19 protein-coding genes are annotated in these 17747 nt (G+C 32.9%); 12 read left to right on the plus strand and 7 right to left on the minus strand.

Features of this window, described 5'->3' with window-relative positions; genetic code table 11:
* Together flgG and flgF are read right to left on the minus strand one after the other, a co-directional pair.
* Positions 1 to 786 carry a flagellar basal-body rod protein FlgG gene (gene flgG / locus H6622_03900; protein MCB9060648.1) on the minus strand — a complete coding sequence of 262 codons (786 nt, stop codon included), beginning with the start codon at positions 784 to 786 and terminating at the stop codon, positions 1 to 3.
* A 9-nt stretch (positions 787 to 795) separates the two neighbouring features.
* Entirely contained in the window at positions 796 to 1626 is an 831-nt protein-coding gene (flgF, locus tag H6622_03905) for a flagellar basal-body rod protein FlgF (protein MCB9060649.1), read from the minus strand.
* Between the two features lie 219 nt (positions 1627 to 1845).
* On the opposite strand from flgF, the gene xseB reads away from it, so the two are divergent.
* The 6 genes from xseB to H6622_03935 all read left to right on the plus strand — a co-directional run bounded on the left by xseB (position 1846) and on the right by H6622_03935 (position 10343).
* Entirely contained in the window at positions 1846 to 2061 is a 216-nt protein-coding gene (gene xseB / locus H6622_03910) for an exodeoxyribonuclease VII small subunit (protein MCB9060650.1), read from the plus strand.
* Positions 2048 to 2878, plus strand: coding sequence for a hypothetical protein (locus H6622_03915; GenBank protein MCB9060651.1), 831 nt, complete (start codon positions 2048 to 2050; stop codon positions 2876 to 2878). Before xseB ends, H6622_03915 begins: the two co-directional genes overlap by 14 nt.
* Entirely contained in the window at positions 2859 to 5621 is a 2763-nt protein-coding gene (locus H6622_03920; protein MCB9060652.1) for a PBP1A family penicillin-binding protein, read from the plus strand. Before H6622_03915 ends, H6622_03920 begins: the two co-directional genes overlap by 20 nt.
* Before the next feature lie 193 nt (positions 5622 to 5814).
* Positions 5815 to 6747 carry a TonB family protein gene (locus tag H6622_03925; GenBank protein ID MCB9060653.1) on the plus strand — a complete coding sequence of 311 codons (933 nt, stop codon included), beginning with the start codon at positions 5815 to 5817 and terminating at the stop codon, positions 6745 to 6747.
* 256 nt (positions 6748 to 7003) lie between these two features.
* Positions 7004 to 8794, plus strand: a complete 1791-nt coding sequence (locus H6622_03930; protein ID MCB9060654.1) for a hypothetical protein — start codon at positions 7004 to 7006, stop codon at positions 8792 to 8794.
* 193 nt (positions 8795 to 8987) lie between these two features.
* Positions 8988 to 10343, plus strand: a complete 1356-nt coding sequence (locus H6622_03935; GenBank protein ID MCB9060655.1) for a hypothetical protein — start codon at positions 8988 to 8990, stop codon at positions 10341 to 10343.
* 8 nt (positions 10344 to 10351) lie between these two features.
* On the opposite strand, the gene H6622_03940 is transcribed toward H6622_03935, so the two are convergent.
* The 4 genes from H6622_03940 to H6622_03955 form a co-directional block, all read right to left on the minus strand.
* A complete protein-coding gene (locus H6622_03940; protein MCB9060656.1) occupies positions 10352 to 10639 on the minus strand; it encodes a hypothetical protein in 288 nt (95 codons plus the stop codon).
* A gap of 150 nt (positions 10640 to 10789) precedes the next feature.
* Entirely contained in the window at positions 10790 to 11179 is a 390-nt protein-coding gene (gcvH, locus tag H6622_03945; protein ID MCB9060657.1) for a glycine cleavage system protein GcvH, read from the minus strand.
* Positions 11180 to 12262, minus strand: coding sequence for a glycine cleavage system aminomethyltransferase GcvT (gene gcvT, locus H6622_03950; protein ID MCB9060658.1), 1083 nt, complete (start codon positions 12260 to 12262; stop codon positions 11180 to 11182). It abuts the gene before it with no gap.
* A complete protein-coding gene (locus tag H6622_03955; protein ID MCB9060659.1) occupies positions 12259 to 13128 on the minus strand; it encodes a bifunctional 5,10-methylenetetrahydrofolate dehydrogenase/5,10-methenyltetrahydrofolate cyclohydrolase in 870 nt (289 codons plus the stop codon). Before H6622_03955 ends, gcvT begins: the two co-directional genes overlap by 4 nt.
* Positions 13129 to 13260: 132 nt before the next feature.
* Between H6622_03955 and H6622_03960 the strand changes: the two genes are divergently transcribed.
* The 5 genes from H6622_03960 to H6622_03980 are packed head-to-tail and all read left to right on the plus strand — an operon-like array spanning position 13261 to position 15989.
* Positions 13261 to 13434, plus strand: a complete 174-nt coding sequence (locus H6622_03960; protein ID MCB9060660.1) for a hypothetical protein — start codon at positions 13261 to 13263, stop codon at positions 13432 to 13434.
* Between the two features lie 26 nt (positions 13435 to 13460).
* On the plus strand, positions 13461 to 14003 hold the full coding sequence (ruvC, locus tag H6622_03965; protein MCB9060661.1) for a crossover junction endodeoxyribonuclease RuvC: 543 nt from the start codon (positions 13461 to 13463) through the stop codon (positions 14001 to 14003).
* Between the two features lie 7 nt (positions 14004 to 14010).
* Positions 14011 to 14655: a Holliday junction branch migration protein RuvA gene (locus tag H6622_03970; protein MCB9060662.1), complete on the plus strand. Its 645-nt coding sequence runs from the start codon at positions 14011 to 14013 to the stop codon at positions 14653 to 14655.
* Entirely contained in the window at positions 14656 to 15648 is a 993-nt protein-coding gene (gene ruvB, locus H6622_03975; GenBank protein MCB9060663.1) for a Holliday junction branch migration DNA helicase RuvB, read from the plus strand. It abuts the gene before it with no gap.
* Between the two features lie 47 nt (positions 15649 to 15695).
* Complete coding sequence (locus H6622_03980) at positions 15696 to 15989, plus strand: hypothetical protein (GenBank protein ID MCB9060664.1); 294 nt, start codon at positions 15696 to 15698, stop codon at positions 15987 to 15989.
* On the opposite strand, the gene H6622_03985 is transcribed toward H6622_03980, so the two are convergent.
* On the minus strand, positions 15973 to 16398 hold the full coding sequence (locus H6622_03985) for a hotdog fold thioesterase (GenBank protein ID MCB9060665.1): 426 nt from the start codon (positions 16396 to 16398) through the stop codon (positions 15973 to 15975). The genes H6622_03980 and H6622_03985 overlap by 17 nt on opposite strands.
* 375 nt (positions 16399 to 16773) lie before the next feature.
* Here H6622_03985 and H6622_03990 point away from each other — a divergent pair, with 375 nt between their 5' ends.
* Positions 16774 to 17703, plus strand: a complete 930-nt coding sequence (locus H6622_03990; GenBank protein MCB9060666.1) for a UDP-3-O-acyl-N-acetylglucosamine deacetylase — start codon at positions 16774 to 16776, stop codon at positions 17701 to 17703.
* The last annotated feature ends 44 nt before the right edge of the window (positions 17704 to 17747 follow it).

Below are 17747 nucleotides of genomic sequence, written 5' to 3' on the forward strand. Positions count from 1 at the left end.
TTACCTTATATTATTTACTGTTTGTAACATTTGATCTGCTACAGTCATTACTTTCGAATTCATTTCATATGCTCTTTGTGCTTTTATTAAGTTAGTCATTTCATTCATAATGCTTACATTTGAGAGCTCAAGTGCTCCTTGCTGTATAAATCCTGAACTATTTTCACCGGCCACATTTTGAAAAGCTTCTCCACTAGAAGCTGTTTTTAAAAATAAATTTTTCCCTGCAGATTTAAGCCCAACTGGATTTGTAAAAGTAAATACTGGAATTTGCCCTAAACCAACAGGTTCTGTTTCTCCTGAAACGAAGGCATCTACATCACCTTTTTCTGAAACACTGACACTTTTTGTATTAGGAGGGAGTTGAATTGCAGGAAATATTGCATGGCCATCTTTAGTGACAATTTTACCAGTATTATCCACGTTAAAAGCTCCATCTCTAGTATACCTAACTTCACCATTTGGCATTATAATTCCAAAAAATCCCTCACCATTGAGCATCAGATCAAAAGGATTGTTTGTAATCTGTGGACTACCTTGAGTAAATTCCTTTCTCGTTGCAGAAACCTTTGAACCCGATCCTACTTGAATACCCACGTTTCTGATCGTATTATCAGATGTTGCAGCTCCAGGTTCATCTATTGTTTCATAATAAAGATCTTCAAACTCTGTTCTTGATTTCTTAAAACCCACTGTGTTTACGTTTGCAATATTGTTTGAAATATTATTTACATTTTCATCTTGTGATTTCATTCCTGTAGCTGCTGTATTAAGAGCTCTTATCATTATTGTCTCCTAGAATTTAATAATTTCGTTCACCGATTTATTTGCGATATTATCATATGTTTTAATAACCCTCTGAATAGATTCAAATTGTCTATTTGCTTTTATAAGTTCTGACATTTCTTCAACAGCATTTACATTGGATTCCTCGATAAAACCTTGATGTACAGTACTCGCAATCTCTTTTGTTTTTAAATTTGAAATATTACTATTTATATATAAAGAGTTTCCTTGCTTCTGTAAGTTATCTAAATTTTCAAATTCAACAATTGAAAGATCTCCAAGAGGTGATCCATTTACAAAGATCTTACCTTGTATATTCACTGATAAATTACCAGAGGGAAGTTGTATTATTCTTTCTTCTGGAGTCGGTAATGGTTTATCTTGAGCTGTACTTTCTTCAGGCAGATCTAAATGCTTTAGAACTTTGTATCCATCAGCAGTTATTAATTCGCCTTGATTGCTAATTGTAAAAGACCCATTTCTAGTGTATCGCAGCCCTTGTGGAGTTAAGACTTCAAACATTCCTTTGCCATTTATAGCAAAGTCAAATAAATTTGAAGTTGGTCGAAGCTGGCCTTGGATAAATTTGGTGTGTGAACCACTAACTTTTACAAACGCATGCTCGGCACCATAAGATTTGTAAAAATCCTCAGGTGCCCACTCTTTTCGTGGAATATCGATATCAAGATCTTTACCAGTCAGAGCTGATAAATGTTCCTTAAAAATTAAGTGATCTTTCTTAAATCCGGGAGTATTTGAGTTCGCAATATTATTTGCGATTGTGTCAACTTTTTTTTGTTGAGCAATTGCCCCTGAAAGGGGAACCCATAATTCCTTCATTTCACCCTCCTGGTGGGCGTTACTATTTAATGCTACCAGTTAGGGTGCCATATTTTCCACACGGGCAAAATTGACCAGGTATATCTTGCCTATTTATGGATACTTTTTCTTGATAATTCACCAAAAACCTTCAGAATTTAGAGCAATTAGGTTAAAGTCTTAAAAAGATGTGTCAAATAATAGACAAGGTTAAATGTTGGTTTAAAGAGTTGGAAATTTATGCCCGGTGAAAATACATTTGAAAATACACTAGAAGAACTTGAAAAAATTGTTGGGGAACTAGAAGCTGGAAACGTGGGCCTTGATGATGGTCTTAAACTCTACGAAAAGGGTGTCAATCTATATAAAATTTGTAAAATCAAAATAGATAAGGCCGAGAAAAAAATTCAAAAACTTGACGATGACCTCAACGAGGTTGATATTGAAACAGATTAGTTTTTTCATTATAGTTTTTATTTTATTTAGCTGCGCTAATGTACAAAATAGAAATGAAGTTTCTACAATTATAGTTAATGATGAAACAGAGGCCATTCCAACGGCCAAGACAGAAATTGCCCAAGAAGCGATTGTCAAAGATACATATGATGTACCTGTCAGCTCAGATTATTTTTATGAAAATGAATTAGAGAAACAAGCAAAAAATGTAATTGGTATTTACTTTTCTGGTGGTCTGTACAACACTTTTTATCATCTCGCCGTGTTGAAATATCTAAATGAAAATGGGATTGTTCCCCATGTTGTTAGTGGTGAGGGGAGCGGACTGTTTATAGCAGCAATGTATGCAGCAGGAAAAACAGTTGATGAAATGGAGTGGGTATTTTTTAAACTTAATAGTATGATAGAAAAAATTGAAGATAAAAAAGATTGGCTAAATCTTATTGCAAAATATGTTATTGATTCTATTCCTAATAAAAGTATTCAGATTTTTGAGAAAACTTTTTTTATCAATGACAAAAAGATGCGAAAAAACATACTATCAGGTAATATTGATGAACTTTTGAAAGAATACACTCTAGATGAAACTCGTGCTGAAAGATATTCCTTACGGGAAATGTATAAAGAGTTTGGAGTTGATCTTGTATACTTATCAAGTGTGGTTCCAACAAGCAATATCATAGACTTTGATGTCAATATAAAAACAAATAGCTATGATCCAGAACTCAATATGTCGAAAAAGGCAAATTTGCACTCAATAATGAAAGAGTTAATTATAGAAAAAAATAAGGTAAAAGATGAAGTCAAACATTATTAAGGTATTCATCGTATTGATTGGACTTGGGGTTGTTGGTGTGGCCATCATTGGGCTTGCAATTGGTTATTACTCATTAACTTTACCAAAAATTAGTTCTTTGGCCGATTACCACCCTCCTATTCCATCAAAAATTTTGGCAAAAGATGGAACAGTTCTTACCGAAATTGGTATACATAATCGAGTGATAGCAAAATTTGAAGAGATTCCAAAACGAATTGTAGATGCTTTTCTTTCGGCGGAAGACAGCTCTTTTTTTGAACACACTGGAGTGGATTATTTAGGCGTATTAAGAGCTCTATATGCAAATATTAAGGCGGGTAAAGTCGTACAGGGTGGTAGTACTATCACTCAACAAGTTGCAAAATCTTTACTATTAACTTCTGAGAGATCTATAAGTCGAAAAATTAAAGACTTTTTATTGGCCCAAAAAATTGAGAAAAAATTTTCAAAAGAAGATATACTCTTTCTCTATCTTAATCAGGTCTATTTAGGAGGTGGATATTACGGAGTTAAATCAGCATTTAGAGGTTATTTTAGAAAAGAATTAAGTGAGGCCAGTGTGGCCGAATCTGCTATGATTGCAGGTCTACTTGTTGCTCCAGGAAGATATTCTCCCTATAGAAATCCACTGTATGCAAAAAGAAGACAGGCCTATGTTTTAAAAAGAATGTTTGAAACAGGAAAAATTTCTGAAAGTGAATATAAATTGGCTTTACAAGAAAAAATCAAATATTTCACTAGAGAAGGAAGTGTTTTTAAAGCACCTTATTTTACTGAATGGATTCGTCAAAAAGTTGTTGATATTGTAGGAGAAGATAATTTTAAGGAAAATGGATTTATTGTTCAAACCACCCTGGATTGGGATCTGCAAAATAGGGCAGAGATAGCAATTGCTCAAGGTGTTAAAGAAATTGATAAACGACAAGGTTTTAAAGGTCCGTTACAACATTTAGAAACTGATGAAGAAATTGAAAAATTTATTATTGAATATAGAAAAAATTTACTCGAAGAGAAGTCTGAATACTTCATATTGGATGGAGACAGTAAAAAACAATATGAATTTGAATATAATGAAGAAGAATATTTAAAAGTTAAAAATGATTATTTTTCAAGTATTGAGAAAATTAATTCAAATGATTTTGAATGGAATTCAAATGATCCAATGTTAGATTTACTTGAAGTAGGTAAAGATTATAAGGCCGTTGTAATAAAGGTACATGATTCATCTAGGATGGTTTACGTAAACCTTGCTGGAGTTCATGGGATGATACCCTACGAACAGTTTAGATGGGCACATGAAAGAGTACTTGATTCAGAGAAAAATTTTTGGAGTTATGTCGTTAGACCTTCTCAAATATTAAAAAGAGGGGACATTGTCTATGTACAAATCGAGAAAAAAAGTGAATCATTGAGCTTTAGATTGTATAAAGATTTTAAAGATCCTTTTTTCAACAGAAATAAAAATAGAAAAGAATTACTAGAAAAATTAAAAACTGAAAAAATGCCTCTCTTGAGACTTGAACAACAATCCGATGTACAAGCAGCGCTATTTTCAATTGATCCTCTGAATGGAGAAATTATTTCTTTCGTTGGAGGAGCCGATTTTAACAACTCAAAGTTTATTAGAACGATTCAATCAAATCGTCAACCAGGGTCGGCCTTTAAACCATTTATATATGCAGCAGGATTAGAAAAAGGCTTTACTCCGGCAAGTATAATATTAGATTCTCCAGAGGCGCTTAGTGGAGTAGATGAGTCATTGAATTGGAAACCTAGAAATTATGATGGGGAGTTTAAAGGACCCATGACTTATCGGAACGCACTAGAACAATCTAGGAACGTGCCTGCCATAAAACTTTCTGAAAAAATTGGTCTAAGTAACATCAAAAAATTTGTTGATAGAATAGGGCTGAATGTAGAACTTGGTGAGGACCTAACATCTGCACTTGGATCATTTGGTGTCAATTTGAAAGAACTCGTTTCTGCTTATGCGATATTTCCTAATGGTGGAAGGAAAGTAAAAGTAAAATTTATAAAATCTATTATCGATAGATTTGGTACTACTTATCCGACAGAAGTCAATGAGTTAGATGAAAAATTGAAAACTGAAGAAAAAGGGGCTCCTTTACTTAAAGCTGCGGAAAATGAGGAAATTGAAAAAAAAGAGATTCTACCTGAAGAACCAATCAAATCAAATCCTTATCTTGATTCTCTTGGAGGAGATCAAGTTTATGACAAAAGACTTGCTTACATAATGACAAACCTTTTAAGAGGAGTTGTGTTACATGGAACTGCAAAAAATGCAAAAGAAGTAAGCACGTTTTTAGGGGGCAAAACAGGGACAACTAATAGTTTCGTCGATGCTTGGTTTGTAGGGTTTACAAGTAACATCGTGGCAGGAGTATGGACAGGTTTCGACGATAATCAAACATTAGGTTACGCTGAAAGTGGATCTCGAGCTGCTCTTCCTATTTGGAAAGATTATATGTCTGAAGTTGTTAGAAAATATGGAGAAAGTGAATTTGTAATTCCTGAAGGTGTGACAAATATACTTATCGATAAGGAGACTGGAAAGTTGGCCAATGACCAAACTAAAACGACTTTTATGGAAACTTTTGTCAGCGGTACAGGCCCTGTTGAGGAAACTGATGAGATTATTAATAATCAATTAGATGCAAATGGCGATGAGAATATCAAAGATGGGGATAAAACTATTTGGTATGATGATATATATAATGAATAGTATTTGTATATATCAATTCTTAACTCATTATAATTACAGGACTGTCTAAAGTTTAGACATTTCTTAATTTGATTCTCCTTAATCCAGAATATGATATAATAGTTTTTTCAAAGGTATGAGCTCTTAAATTAGTAAAAAAAGTGCACATTTGGTCGATAAGTTAAGGTCGTAGGACCTTTTTCCACGGGTGAATATGAATTCAGGTGTTGGACTTAAAAGAAAAATGAATGCATCCTTCAAGAAAACACTTGTCATCTCCCTTATTATTCATATCGTTATTGTTTTTATAAATATACATGAAAGATCTCAAACTGATAAGCTTGGTAGTTATAATCAACAAAAAAGTAAAACAATCACAGTAAAGCTCGCTCCAAATGATGATAGGAAAAAAAGACAGATTGTAAAAACTGAAAATAAAGGCAATGAAAAGATTAATGATAACACTAAATATCTAAGTGAATTTGATAGAACTGTCTCGAAGGAAAGTGTTGCTGCTGGTACTGGTAAATTTAATAAGGCCGGAATAGGTCGAAGAGATGGGCAAGAAAAGGTGAGCGTTCCCGCACCTCCTCAGATTAAAAAAATTACTAAAAAGGATACTAATCCTGAATCAAAACTAGCCAAATTAGCACAATTAACACAGGCAATGGATGTAGCGGTACCAACTCCTAAAGTTCAACCAACATCATCGGTAGCAAAGGGTCTTAAAAATGGAGATCTAAAATCGAGAGGAATGTCATCAACGAGTGATTTTGTGGAAGATGTTCCACTGGGTGACTTTACAGAACTTAATACAAAAAGATTTAAATATTTTTCTTTTTATGATCGTATACGTAAACAATTAGAAAATCATTGGGGAAGAAATATTCGTCAAAAGGCCAGAAGACTTTTTTCCAGGGGCGGAAGACTACCGGCCAGTGAGAATTTTATAACTTCACTTAGGATCGTTCTCGATTCAAAGGGAAATATTATAAACGTACTTATTAATAGCTCTAGCGGAATTAGGGAGTTAGATGAAGCAGCAGTAGATTCCTTTAACAAAGCAGGGCCATTTCCAAATCCTCCTCAGGAATTAGTAAAAAATGGAAGCGCTGTTATAGAATGGGGATTTGTGGTAAATTCCTAGAATCAATTTTCACAATCTTTAAAAACATTTTTAATTCTAGAATATTTAAAAAATAATACTCATTATTCATTTCATGTTTAGATTTATATTCAAATCCCTTCACTTATATTTTAAAAATATTAAGCGCTTAGATGTTTGAAAATATATCAATTATTTTTCATAACTGTAATTTTTACAAAAATCCTCCATAGATTTATTTTTTGATTATACTCTGTTCGAAAAACAAACAAATTTTTTTCTGACAAAGTGAGGAATTATGAAAAAGATAAACACAAAACTTTTAGGTTTACTTGTAATCGGTATGAACATCTCTCCTTCTACATATGCTTCTGGAAAATTACTTTCTGAGTTTGATAATATATTAAATTCAGTAAAAGAAAGCATGAAAGGTGAGTCTAATATTGTAAAGGCTTACAAACTAAGAAAAGAAACTGATAGGTTAACTAAAGAAAGATTTGAAAGACAAATCAATTTTTTAAATTCTTTGAAACTTGAAATACCTAAAAAAAAGTTGAAAGGAATTGGCGCAAAGGTTGACGGAGATAAAATTGCGATCAATCTTAGTGAGAAATATGTAGACGAGTTAACTAAAATAGATGAAATTTTTGTACTATACGCTGATCAATATGAGCATCTTCTTGTTGATTACCTATCTGAACATTATAGAATGACCTCATCATCTGGATTCTATTCTGAATTCGCACAAGCTCTTCATGAGATTGAATCAAAAGGCACTATCGACAAAATTACAGGTAAAGAAACGGTTACTGAAATTTTTGCAAAATCATATCTTCAAATTAAAAAACCAACAGTTGTCAAAAAATTTGGGAATACATATGAAGAACAAAAAACAATAAAAGAAAAACAGAAAATTATTTCAGAAAACTTAAATGCATATAAAAAAGCAGTTGTTGAACTGAAAAACAAAGAAAAAGGCTTTATCACTTATGATGAGATGAGAAAAACATACATTGAAGCTGAAAGGCTTTATAATGGTTTTTGGAATTCTGGTATTGAAATCAGAGATGAATTAAGAGCATCAGCTCAACTTTTAAAGCTAAGAAACTGGAAATTGGAGAGTTTTGAAAATACTTTAAGAGGATTTAGTATAATAGATTCTAGTGCCAAAAATTTTAACCAAACAGTTTTAAACTTCCATAAAGAGCTCAATGAGGTATTAAAGGTATCAAATAATAAGCAAATTATTAAAATAACTAAAAACGCCATAACTTCAAAGGTAAATAATGAAGTGAAAAGACTTCTTTCTTCTGAAATCGAAGAACCAGTTGAAGATTTTATTAAACTTTATGTCAGCGTCCGAAATTTGCATAGGACAAATCCGAGTTTTGTGGCAGATGAAGTTTTAGACTTAACAAATGAAGTATTGGATTTTAAAATTATTGAAAATGGTATGAGTGTACAAGAACTTGAAGCAAAAGGGATTGTTTTAAATAAAAATAATATTGATTCACTTTTTAATGTTGAAAATGATGGAAAATGGGAAACTGTTAGATCAATCGTATCAAGTAAAAGTGAAGTTACAGAAATTGCAAGCAGTGACTTATTTGAAAATTTTGTGGATATGAACGATACTCTTCGAATGCTAGAACATGTATATGCAGATAAGTCGATTTACAATTCTGAAATTCTTAAAAAAGTAAATGATGAGTTTATCCCTGAAGTAGCTCAAACGTTTATAGCATTTTCAAAAAATGTGAGCGAACAAGGCCTTATGAAAAATGCAACATTTGTATCTCACTACACCGAAGTATTTCTAAGAATTATTGATACAATTGTAAAACATCTCAAAGGAATAGAAGTAACAAAGACAGTTGCATCAAAAGGTTATAATAGTAGAACATCTTATACAAAGACTTTAAATGCAGTACTCGATAGTTCTCCATCTGAGGAAGCTAGAGAGAAATTAATTGCCTCTTTTATCGATACTGTTGATAAAAATGAATTACATTATCTTTTTGATGACTCTAGGATTTCAAAAATTGTTAAATCTGATTATTTCAACGAGGAATATCTACCAAAAAAATAATAAATAACTACTGACCGGGAATTAAAACTCCCGGTTTTTAATTTTTAAATAGTTAAGTGAAATTGTTTTCTGCGTCTAGGTGTATGTTGTTTAAGTTTTTGAGAAAACTATATAATTTCGACATAGTCTGCTTGATTCACAAATGTTTTATGATAATTAGACATCTTACAAATAATAAATTCTTGAGGTTATTATGAGCAATTTATATTTAAGTTTATTTATAATATTTAGTATTTTCTTAGGTCAGGCCCATGCTTTTAATCCCATAGAGTTTTTTAATAATAACAAAATTGTAAAAAAAATCAAAAAGGGTCTTGAAAAGGATGCTAAGCTTTCGGATATGATTTTGGCAAACAAACAAAGAAATTTTTATCGCCAGAATTTTTTAACTAAAATTGAGGATGAATATTCAGAATTAATTAACATATCTGAATCCTATACTGTTGCAGATAATTTTAGAAATTTATTTTCATCTGATATTCTAACAATGAGAGAATATAAGGACTTAGAAAAAGCAATAAAATCTTTAAAAATTGATGAATTTGAAAGTGAGCGTTTTTTTAGTGCAATATCCAAATTTGAGACTGCGTATTTTGATCGTAAAAAAGAGATTCTAAATGTTGGTCATTATAGAGTTCTTGAAAAAGTAATTACGGGAAAAATAAATAAACAAGTAGTCGAGGTTTTTAGAAGAAATATCCAACTTTCACAAGAAGCTTCAATAAATGATTTTATTCGATTGTATGTAAACATTCGCTATATTTTTAAAACATCTCTTGATAAAAATATTGGAATCGATGTGATCTCAAAAGACGCCTTAGGCCTATCCCAGGATCTTTTAGATTATAAATTAAAACAATTGGGAAGTCTTGATAGAGGTATAACTTCAGGTGGAATAAAGTTTAATGTATCATATTTGGATACTTTAATTGGTTTAGAAAACTTCAGATACAGAAATGATGGTTGGGAATATGTAAATAATGGAAATGTTAAAGAATTATTTTTTAAAAACTTTAGCAATGATGGAGCACCTATTATTTCAATGGACCTATACAGTGCTCACACTGAAATGTTAAGTACTATACAGGCCCTACATGAAGTTTATCCAGAAATTAAAAATGAACTTGTACATAGTGATTTAGTTGAACTAATAGGAAAGGATTTTATCAATAGATTTGTAAGAGGTTTTATTTCATACAACAAAATAATTAATGAACAAGAGCATATCTTAAAAAATCCAAGTCTGTTAACTGCAATAGTTCAAGAATTTTTCAATATTTTTAAAGCAACCTATCGTCTTTTACGCTATGGAACTAAGGCCGTAGGTATGCAAGAAATCTCTTATGGTGTTTATAATGGAAAATCATTTCAAAATGCTTTAACAGAAACGATGAAAATCCAAAATAATGAGTTAAGAGAAGAGCTTATTGAATCTTTTATGGCCACTGTTGAAAAAAATAATTTATATTATCTTTTGGACGAAGCGAATCTTTCAGAAATTTTAAAGGCAGATGAGTATTTTTATTCAAGATATATCATTTCAATTTAATTGAAATGCTATTGTTTTTTTAGCATATCTTTAAGTTGTGAAATACCTTCCATCATGACATAGTCATTCCAGATTTTGTCTAACTCACGAATAGTTTCAATAATCTGTATGGCCGCTTGATCTCTTGATATTTTTTGAGACTCGGCCAGTGAGTCTATGGCCATCGTTAAGGCACTAACAGAAGGCGATGCACATGTCTTTTCTAACCGTTCCTCATATGAAGCATCGATTTTTCTTTCTTTGCTTTTAATGATTGCAGTATTAAGCAGTTGAATGGATTCTTTATTGTCTATCATAGTCGCAAATAATTCACTAATTAGATTGATGGCCGAAGTATGGGGTTTTTGGCATCTTTCGTAAAGTGAAAAACGAATCTCACTTCTAATTATTTAAAAATTATAAAAAAAATATGTATTCAAAAACTAATATTGAAAAAATTAACGCCTTTAAGATAGCTCGTTGCATAAGTCAATGTAATCCGAGGAACTGAGTAAACTTTGAACCTCATCTTCATTTGAAAGTTTTATCTTTATTATCCATGAATCATAGGGATTTTGATTACATTGCTCTGGAGAAGACTCAATATCATTATTTACTTCTATAATTTCTCCACTGAGTGGAGAGTACAGGTCACTAACAGATTTAATAGATTCTACGACACCAAAGGTCTCATTTTGATCAACAACTCTTCCCACATCAGGAAGTTCTACAAAAACGATATCGCCTAGAGAAGATTGGGCGAAATCAGTAATTCCAATTGTGGCGATATCTCCATCTATATGAGCCCATTCGTGTTCATTAGTATATAGTAATTGGCCAGGGGTTTTGTGTGACATTTATTTTGCTCCTAATACATAAAAAGGTTTAACTTGAATTTTTGCCGGAAATAACTTGCCTCTTATATCAACAAAAATGGGTTTAGTTGAATCAAATTTTTCAATATTTAATCTTGCTAAAGCAATTCCCTTATTAAGTGTTGGAGACATTGTTCCAGAAGTTACCACTCCAATATTTGTTTTGTCTTCAAGTGTCACGGGATAACCTTCTCTTGGAATTCCCTTATCCAGTGAAATTTTAACTAATTTTGACCTCTGCTGTGAGTTTAAAATTGAATTTTTTCCTATAAAATCTCTCCCTTCAGGTTTTATCGTCCAGTTAAGATTGCATTCGTTAGGAAGAACATCATCACTGAGTTCATGCCCGTATAGCGGATAACAGACTTCTAACCTGAGAACGTCTCTTGCGGCCAATCCACAGGGGATAACCTTATTTTCAATCAACTTTTTCCAAATAGTTTCAACCATCTCATTTTTTATAAATATCTCAAAGCCATCTTCTCCCGTATATCCAGTTCGAGCTATAATTACCAGAGAGTTTTGAAAGTGTCCTTCAGTTGCACTATAGTAAGGTAAATTGTGTTCAATTTCGAGCCCAATTTTTTCAAGATTTTCTATCGTTTTTGAACCTTGGACCGCGAGCAGAGAATATTCAGCCGAGGAATTTATAAGTTCGATATCGAATTGTTTTTCATTTTGAACAGACGTGATCCATTTCCAATCTTTTTCTATGTTTGATGCATTTACACACAATAGAACTCTTTCAGGTGTTAATTTGTACGCAATGAAGTCATCAATGATAGTACCATCATGTCTACAAAGAGGTGAGTACACGGCCTTATTCATTGGCACAGATGCAAAACTATTCGTCATAAGATAATCAACAAATGAAATTGCATCTTTACCTGTAACGAAAAACTCTCCCATATGTGAAACATCGAAGACACCACAGTTATTTCTGACTGCATACACTTCATTTTTAACAGATGTATATTGAACGGGCATTGAATAACCTGCAAATGGGACCATTTTGGCATTGAGTTTTACATGTTCTTCAAATAATGAAGTTTTTTTAAGATTCATTTTTTCTCACTTTGATTTTTTGCCGCTAGTATTAGATTTTGAGCAAGTCCAAGAATTGTCATTGGACCTACTCCGCCTGGAACTGGAGTTATGGCCTTTACAAGAGGTTGCACTCTATCAAAATCAATATCCCCACATAGAACACCTTTTTCATCATGATTAATTCCTACATCAATAACAACTTGTTCTTTATTATTGCTAAAGTATTCACTTGTTAAAAATCGAGGGTTCCCAATTGCAGAGATAATAATGTCGGCCTTAAGAGTATGTTCTTTTAGGTTTTTAGTTTTAGAGTGGCAAAGAGTTACTGTCGCATCATAGTTACACATTAAAAGAGATAATGGTTTTCCAACAATTGCACTTCTACCAATAATGACAACATTTTTTCCTGTTAATTCAATCTTATAATATTTAAGAATTTCAATAATGCCCTTGGGAGTACAGGGAATAAGCGAATGATCACCTCGATGTCCGTTTAAAAGATTTCCAAATGAAAAAGATGATAGGCCATCAACATCTTTATCATTCACAATCAAATTTCCAACATCAATTTTCTGAAGATGTGTTGGAAGTGGAAGTTGTACAAACAGTCCATGGACCAAATGATCTAAATTGAGTTGATTGATGAGATTTTTTAGTTCGTCCTCTGAAGTCGACTCTTTAAGATGCAAAATCTCACATTTTGCTCCAATACTCTCAATGAATTTTTTCTTATTTCGGGTATAGATTAAACTCGGAGCGTAATGACCAACAAGAATGACTTTTAGATTTGGAATGATTCCACCCTTTAGAAGTTTTTCCACTTCCTGGGCAAGCTCGACTGTTCTCTTTTCTTTAATAGGTTTTGAGAGAAGTAAATTTTCCATGAATAATCCTGTGCAGATGAATTTAGCAGAAAGATTTTCGCCCTACAAGTTCTACATTACAATTTTATACTTCAAATTTGACACAATACTAAGCACGATGTAGTGATAACAAAGTTCTATAAAGGATGAATGATGTCTTTTTATATTGGTCTTGGCATGCAACTTGTTGGTTTTTCTTCAGTGGGGATCTGTCTTTTTTCAGGTCTATCTGAAGGAGATTATGGTAAAATGGAACTTGTTCAGTTTCTTGGAGGAAGCGCGTTGTTCTACTTAGGGCAAATCCTAAAACAAAGGTATAGTGCTTAATTATAATTTACCCTGGAAGGTAAAAAATGAAAATTCTTGGGATTGATCCTGGATCGTTGAAAATGGGTTATGCCATCATTAAATCTGAATGTCGCATCGTGAGATATATTAATTCTGGAGTACAAAAGTTTCCAAAAAAGCAAAATATAGCCGAAAGATTACCCATTATTTTTGATTTTTGTATGAAATTAGAAAAGATCTATAAACCAGATGCTGTGTCCATTGAATCGTTAGTCTTTATTAAAAATCCAAACTCCCTTGCCAAATTAGCGCAGGCCAGAGGGGCCATCCTGGCCGCTTTTCCTGGAGTTCAAGTTTTTGAATATTCTCCAAACTTGGTAAAGTCATCAGTTAGTGGACATGGACACGCTACCAAAGAGTCTGTTGAAAAATCACTAAGGTTGATTTTTCCAAAAGACTTGCAAAACTATAAATTTCAAACAGATGATGAATCCGACGCTTTAAGTATTGCTCTTTGCCATGCACTTCATTTAAAGTCTCAGTCAAATAAACGGCCCTTAAATACAGGGAGCAGATCTTTAGCTTCCTCCTTGGCCCATAAAATTTAGGTATATTATGATAGGTTTTATTCAAGGAACTGTCCTTTTTTGTGATGGTGTTGAACTTATTGCAAAGACACAAAGTGGTGTAGGATACCAAATATTTTGTAATAAGATATTTTCAGAAGGTGCATCTATTGAACTTTTTATCTCACATATTGTTAAAGAAACTTCAGAAGACCTTTATGGCTTTTCTACTTTATTAGAAAAAAAAATTTTTGAACTCCTTCTTTCTGTCAAAGGTGTAGGACCAAAATCCGCTCATTCTTTACTTTCAAGTTTAAATGTTGAAGAACTCATTTTTGCTGTCAAATCTGAAGATAAAAAAAAGCTTTCTTCTGCTCAGGGAATAGGAACAAAAGCTGCAGCACAGATCATTTTAGATCTCCAGAATAAAATAGATAGAATTCAGATGTACACAGTTGGATATTCATACGTTCCTAAAAATATACTCATTGAACAAAAAAACACAGATCATAGTGGTCTTATAGAAAATGATTACACTGTGAATAACTCTGAAATATATAATGAGGCCATTTTGGCCTGTACAGAACTAGGTTTTTCAGAGAAAAAAATTATACCTATGGCCAGAAAAATTCTAGAGTCAAATAATATTTCAAAAGCGGAACAACTCGTTCACTTAGTCTTAAAGGAACTTTAAATGTTTGATGAAAACATATTTGATGAAAAAACTAATGATCAAGAAATCCAATACGAGGTTCAACTACGTCCTCAAAATTTCAGTGAATATGTTGGACAGAAGAAAATTTTAGACAATGTTTCAGTTATGGTGGAATCAGCTAAAAAGCGTGGCCAGGCCATGGATCATATACTTTTGTCCGGCCCTCCAGGTTTAGGAAAGACCTCTCTGGCCATGATCGTTTCACAACATTTAGGAACTGAATTACATGTAATTTCAGGCCCGGCGATTGAAAAAAAAGGTGATTTAGCAGCAGTTCTAACAAACTTAGCTCCAAAAGATGTTCTTTTCATTGATGAAATTCATCGTATGCATATTTCAGTAGAAGAAATTCTTTATTCAGCTATGGAAGACTTTAGACTTGATATTCTTATTGGACAGGGACCAAGTGCTAGAACGATGCAAATAGATATTGCACCCTTTAGTCTAATCGGTGCTACAACGAGATCAGGACTACTATCAAATCCCCTTAGAGATAGATTTATGGCCCATTTACATTTTGATTTTTATTCACCTTGTGAATTATCAAAAATTATTAAAAATAATGCTTCTAAAATGGGGCTAAGGCTTTTTGAAGATGCTCTGAATATAATGGCCAAATGTTCTAGAGGAACACCTCGTATAGCAAACAGAATACTTAGAAGAGTCAGAGATTTTGCTGTTGTAAATGACACTTTGGCAGTTTCTGAAAATTTTGTAATGAATGCATTGAAGCTTTTAGAAATTGATTCTTGCGGTTTAGATCGAATGGATAGAAAAATATTAAATGTTATTAACGATTACTATTCAGGTGGACCAGTTGGGATAGAGGCCCTTTGCGCGACTCTATCTGAAGATAGGACAACAATAGAGGATGTCTATGAACCCTTTCTCCTAAAAGAGGGATTTCTTATTCGTACTCCTAGGGGGAGGATGATTTCACAGAAGGGAATTGATCACCTTTTTCTTGGGTAAATATATTCCCATTTTCAATTAATATATTCTCGAGCTAATATGTTGATATGGACGGAATTAGAAAATCTGTAAGATATGAGTCAGACAAAAATAGGCCTGTGAAAGTTTCTTTTACTGACGATCGACCAGTGGAAGAAGAGGATCTAATAGGTCTTGTTGTTAATTTGTCATTTAACGGTTCTTGTCTAGTATTTACTGGTACAACCTATTTGGCCCAAGACCAAACTGTTGCTATTAAAATAGAAAATTTTCCATCAGTGCTGGCCAGAGTTGCCTGGGTAAAAGAGTTGGCCGAGAAAGTATATATGTGCGGTTTTGAACATATTAAAGACATTTTATAAAAGTCTTAAGTTTTGAAATAGAAGTTACATCTCCCTGTTCATTAAATGTTTTAATTTCCCATAAGTGAGTACTTCTACCGAGATGCACGGGTCTTGCTGTCCCTGTTACTTGTCCCTTTGTAACTACTTTTAGATGATCTGTGTAAATATTAAGTCCAACAGCAATTTGCTCTTTATTGTTCAAGCAAAAATTTGAAGCACAACTACCTAGAGTTTCTCCCATAAAACAATTGAGACCTCCATGAAAAAGTCCTAAAGGCTGAATTGTTTTGGGTGAAACCTCCATATATCCACTTAGAGTTGAATCCGTAATTTGAGTAAAGATAAAACCTAAGTATTCTAAAGAGTTACCTCTTTCAGTTTTCCTTATGTCTTCGAGACTTAAATTCTTATTAAACCAAATTGCCATTTAAAAAATCCCATAAAAAGTTGTCTATACTTATTAAATCTCGCCAGTATCACTATTTTATTCATTTATGACAAAGATTATTTGCACTTACGCGTAATGTGCGTAATGTTAATCTCTTTATTTATTGCCTCTAACTATGCGTATATATAGACATTATTCTCAATATGTGTTATGGCCCTATCTTCAGTTCGTACTTAGTAGGTAAAATTTAATAGATGGCCCTAGGGAACAAAAGTTTATTACCCTATAAGTCGAATAGGGAAATGTTGGGAGAGAGATTTATTTTTTTACCTTTGGCCGTTGGCATAAAAAAGGTATGGTTTTTTTCTAACTCATAAACTAGAATGGACAAGTATCCATTTTTTAAGGTATGGCATGTTGCTTCAAAGAACTATTACTAAGCAAGTTCAGGTAACTGGACTTGGACTTCACACAGGCAGAAAGATAACCCTCAAGCTCTCTCCAATGGGAACTGATTCTGGAGTATGCTTTAGGAGATCAGATATTAAAAATTCACCTATTCTAAAGGCCGATGCTAGGTCTGTAGGGGCCACAGAGAATAATACTACTCTTGGAGAGGGTGTAGGTGCGATACACACTGTAGAACATTTATTATCGGTTCTCTATGGACTTGGAATAGATAATATACTTTGTGAAGTTGACGGGCCAGAAATCCCAATAATGGATGGTTCTGGAGCATCGTTTGTTTTTCTACTTAAAGAAGTTGGAGTTGAGCCACTTAATAAAGTTAAAACTTTTTTAGTCGTTACTGAAGAAGTTGAAGTTCACAAAGATGGAAAATGGGCAAAAATTTCACCGGCCAGTTCTCTTGTAGTTGATTCAACCATTATATTTCCTCACTCCATGATAAAAAAGCAACAAAGAACTTTCAAATTTTCTTGCGAAAGCTTTATCGATGAAGTTAGCAGAGCTAGAACTTTTGGAATGCTTAAAGATGTTGATATGTTGAAGCGAAAGGGACTCATTAAAGGCGGATCATTGGATAATGCTATAGTCTTAGACGATTACAAAGTTTTGAATCCTGAAGGACTTAGATTTGTGGATGAATTTATTCGACACAAAATTCTAGATCTAATAGGAGATTTCAGCCTTTTAGGCCATGAGATTGCTGGTAAAATTACGACCTATAAATCAGGACATAATATCCATAATCTATTGTGTAGAAAATTACTTGATACTCCAACTGCTTATAAAATTGTCTCGGCCTCCGATCTAGAAATGAGAGAAGAAGCTGTTAGTGCATTTGTTCTTCCATCAGAGCTTGCTCCAAGCTTTTCAAATTAAACATGGCGCATTGCGCAAGTTTCTAATATGCTAGTCATATTGTA

The sequence above is a fragment of the Halobacteriovoraceae bacterium genome (genome assembly GCA_020635115.1).
Classification (GTDB): Bacteria; Bdellovibrionota; Bacteriovoracia; order Bacteriovoracales; family Bacteriovoracaceae; genus JACKAK01.

Bases quoted from the DNA above. Each gene is read 5' to 3' on its own strand.
- H6622_03955 (MCB9060659.1), bottom strand. From the start codon at position 13,128: ATGGAAAATTTACTTCTCTCAAAACCTATTAAAGAAAAGAGAACAGTC.
- H6622_03920 (MCB9060652.1), top strand. From the start codon at position 2,859: ATGAAGTCAAACATTATTAAGGTATTCATCGTATTGATTGGACTTGGG.
- H6622_03990 (MCB9060666.1), top strand. From the start codon at position 16,774: ATGTTGCTTCAAAGAACTATTACTAAGCAAGTTCAGGTAACTGGACTT.
- H6622_03940 (MCB9060656.1), bottom strand. From the start codon at position 10,639: ATGATAGACAATAAAGAATCCATTCAACTGCTTAATACTGCAATCATT.
- flgF (MCB9060649.1), bottom strand. From the start codon at position 1,626: ATGAAGGAATTATGGGTTCCCCTTTCAGGGGCAATTGCTCAACAAAAA.
- H6622_03935 (MCB9060655.1), top strand. From the start codon at position 8,988: ATGAGCAATTTATATTTAAGTTTATTTATAATATTTAGTATTTTCTTA.
- flgG (MCB9060648.1), bottom strand. From the start codon at position 786: ATGATAAGAGCTCTTAATACAGCAGCTACAGGAATGAAATCACAAGAT.
- ruvB (MCB9060663.1), top strand. From the start codon at position 14,656: ATGTTTGATGAAAACATATTTGATGAAAAAACTAATGATCAAGAAATC.
- H6622_03970 (MCB9060662.1), top strand. From the start codon at position 14,011: ATGATAGGTTTTATTCAAGGAACTGTCCTTTTTTGTGATGGTGTTGAA.
- H6622_03925 (MCB9060653.1), top strand. From the start codon at position 5,815: ATGAATTCAGGTGTTGGACTTAAAAGAAAAATGAATGCATCCTTCAAG.
- H6622_03980 (MCB9060664.1), top strand. From the start codon at position 15,696: ATGGACGGAATTAGAAAATCTGTAAGATATGAGTCAGACAAAAATAGG.
- gcvH (MCB9060657.1), bottom strand. From the start codon at position 11,179: ATGTCACACAAAACCCCTGGCCAATTACTATATACTAATGAACACGAA.
- gcvT (MCB9060658.1), bottom strand. From the start codon at position 12,262: ATGAATCTTAAAAAAACTTCATTATTTGAAGAACATGTAAAACTCAAT.
- H6622_03930 (MCB9060654.1), top strand. From the start codon at position 7,004: ATGAAAAAGATAAACACAAAACTTTTAGGTTTACTTGTAATCGGTATG.
- xseB (MCB9060650.1), top strand. From the start codon at position 1,846: ATGCCCGGTGAAAATACATTTGAAAATACACTAGAAGAACTTGAAAAA.
- ruvC (MCB9060661.1), top strand. From the start codon at position 13,461: ATGAAAATTCTTGGGATTGATCCTGGATCGTTGAAAATGGGTTATGCC.
- H6622_03960 (MCB9060660.1), top strand. From the start codon at position 13,261: ATGTCTTTTTATATTGGTCTTGGCATGCAACTTGTTGGTTTTTCTTCA.
- H6622_03985 (MCB9060665.1), bottom strand. From the start codon at position 16,398: ATGGCAATTTGGTTTAATAAGAATTTAAGTCTCGAAGACATAAGGAAA.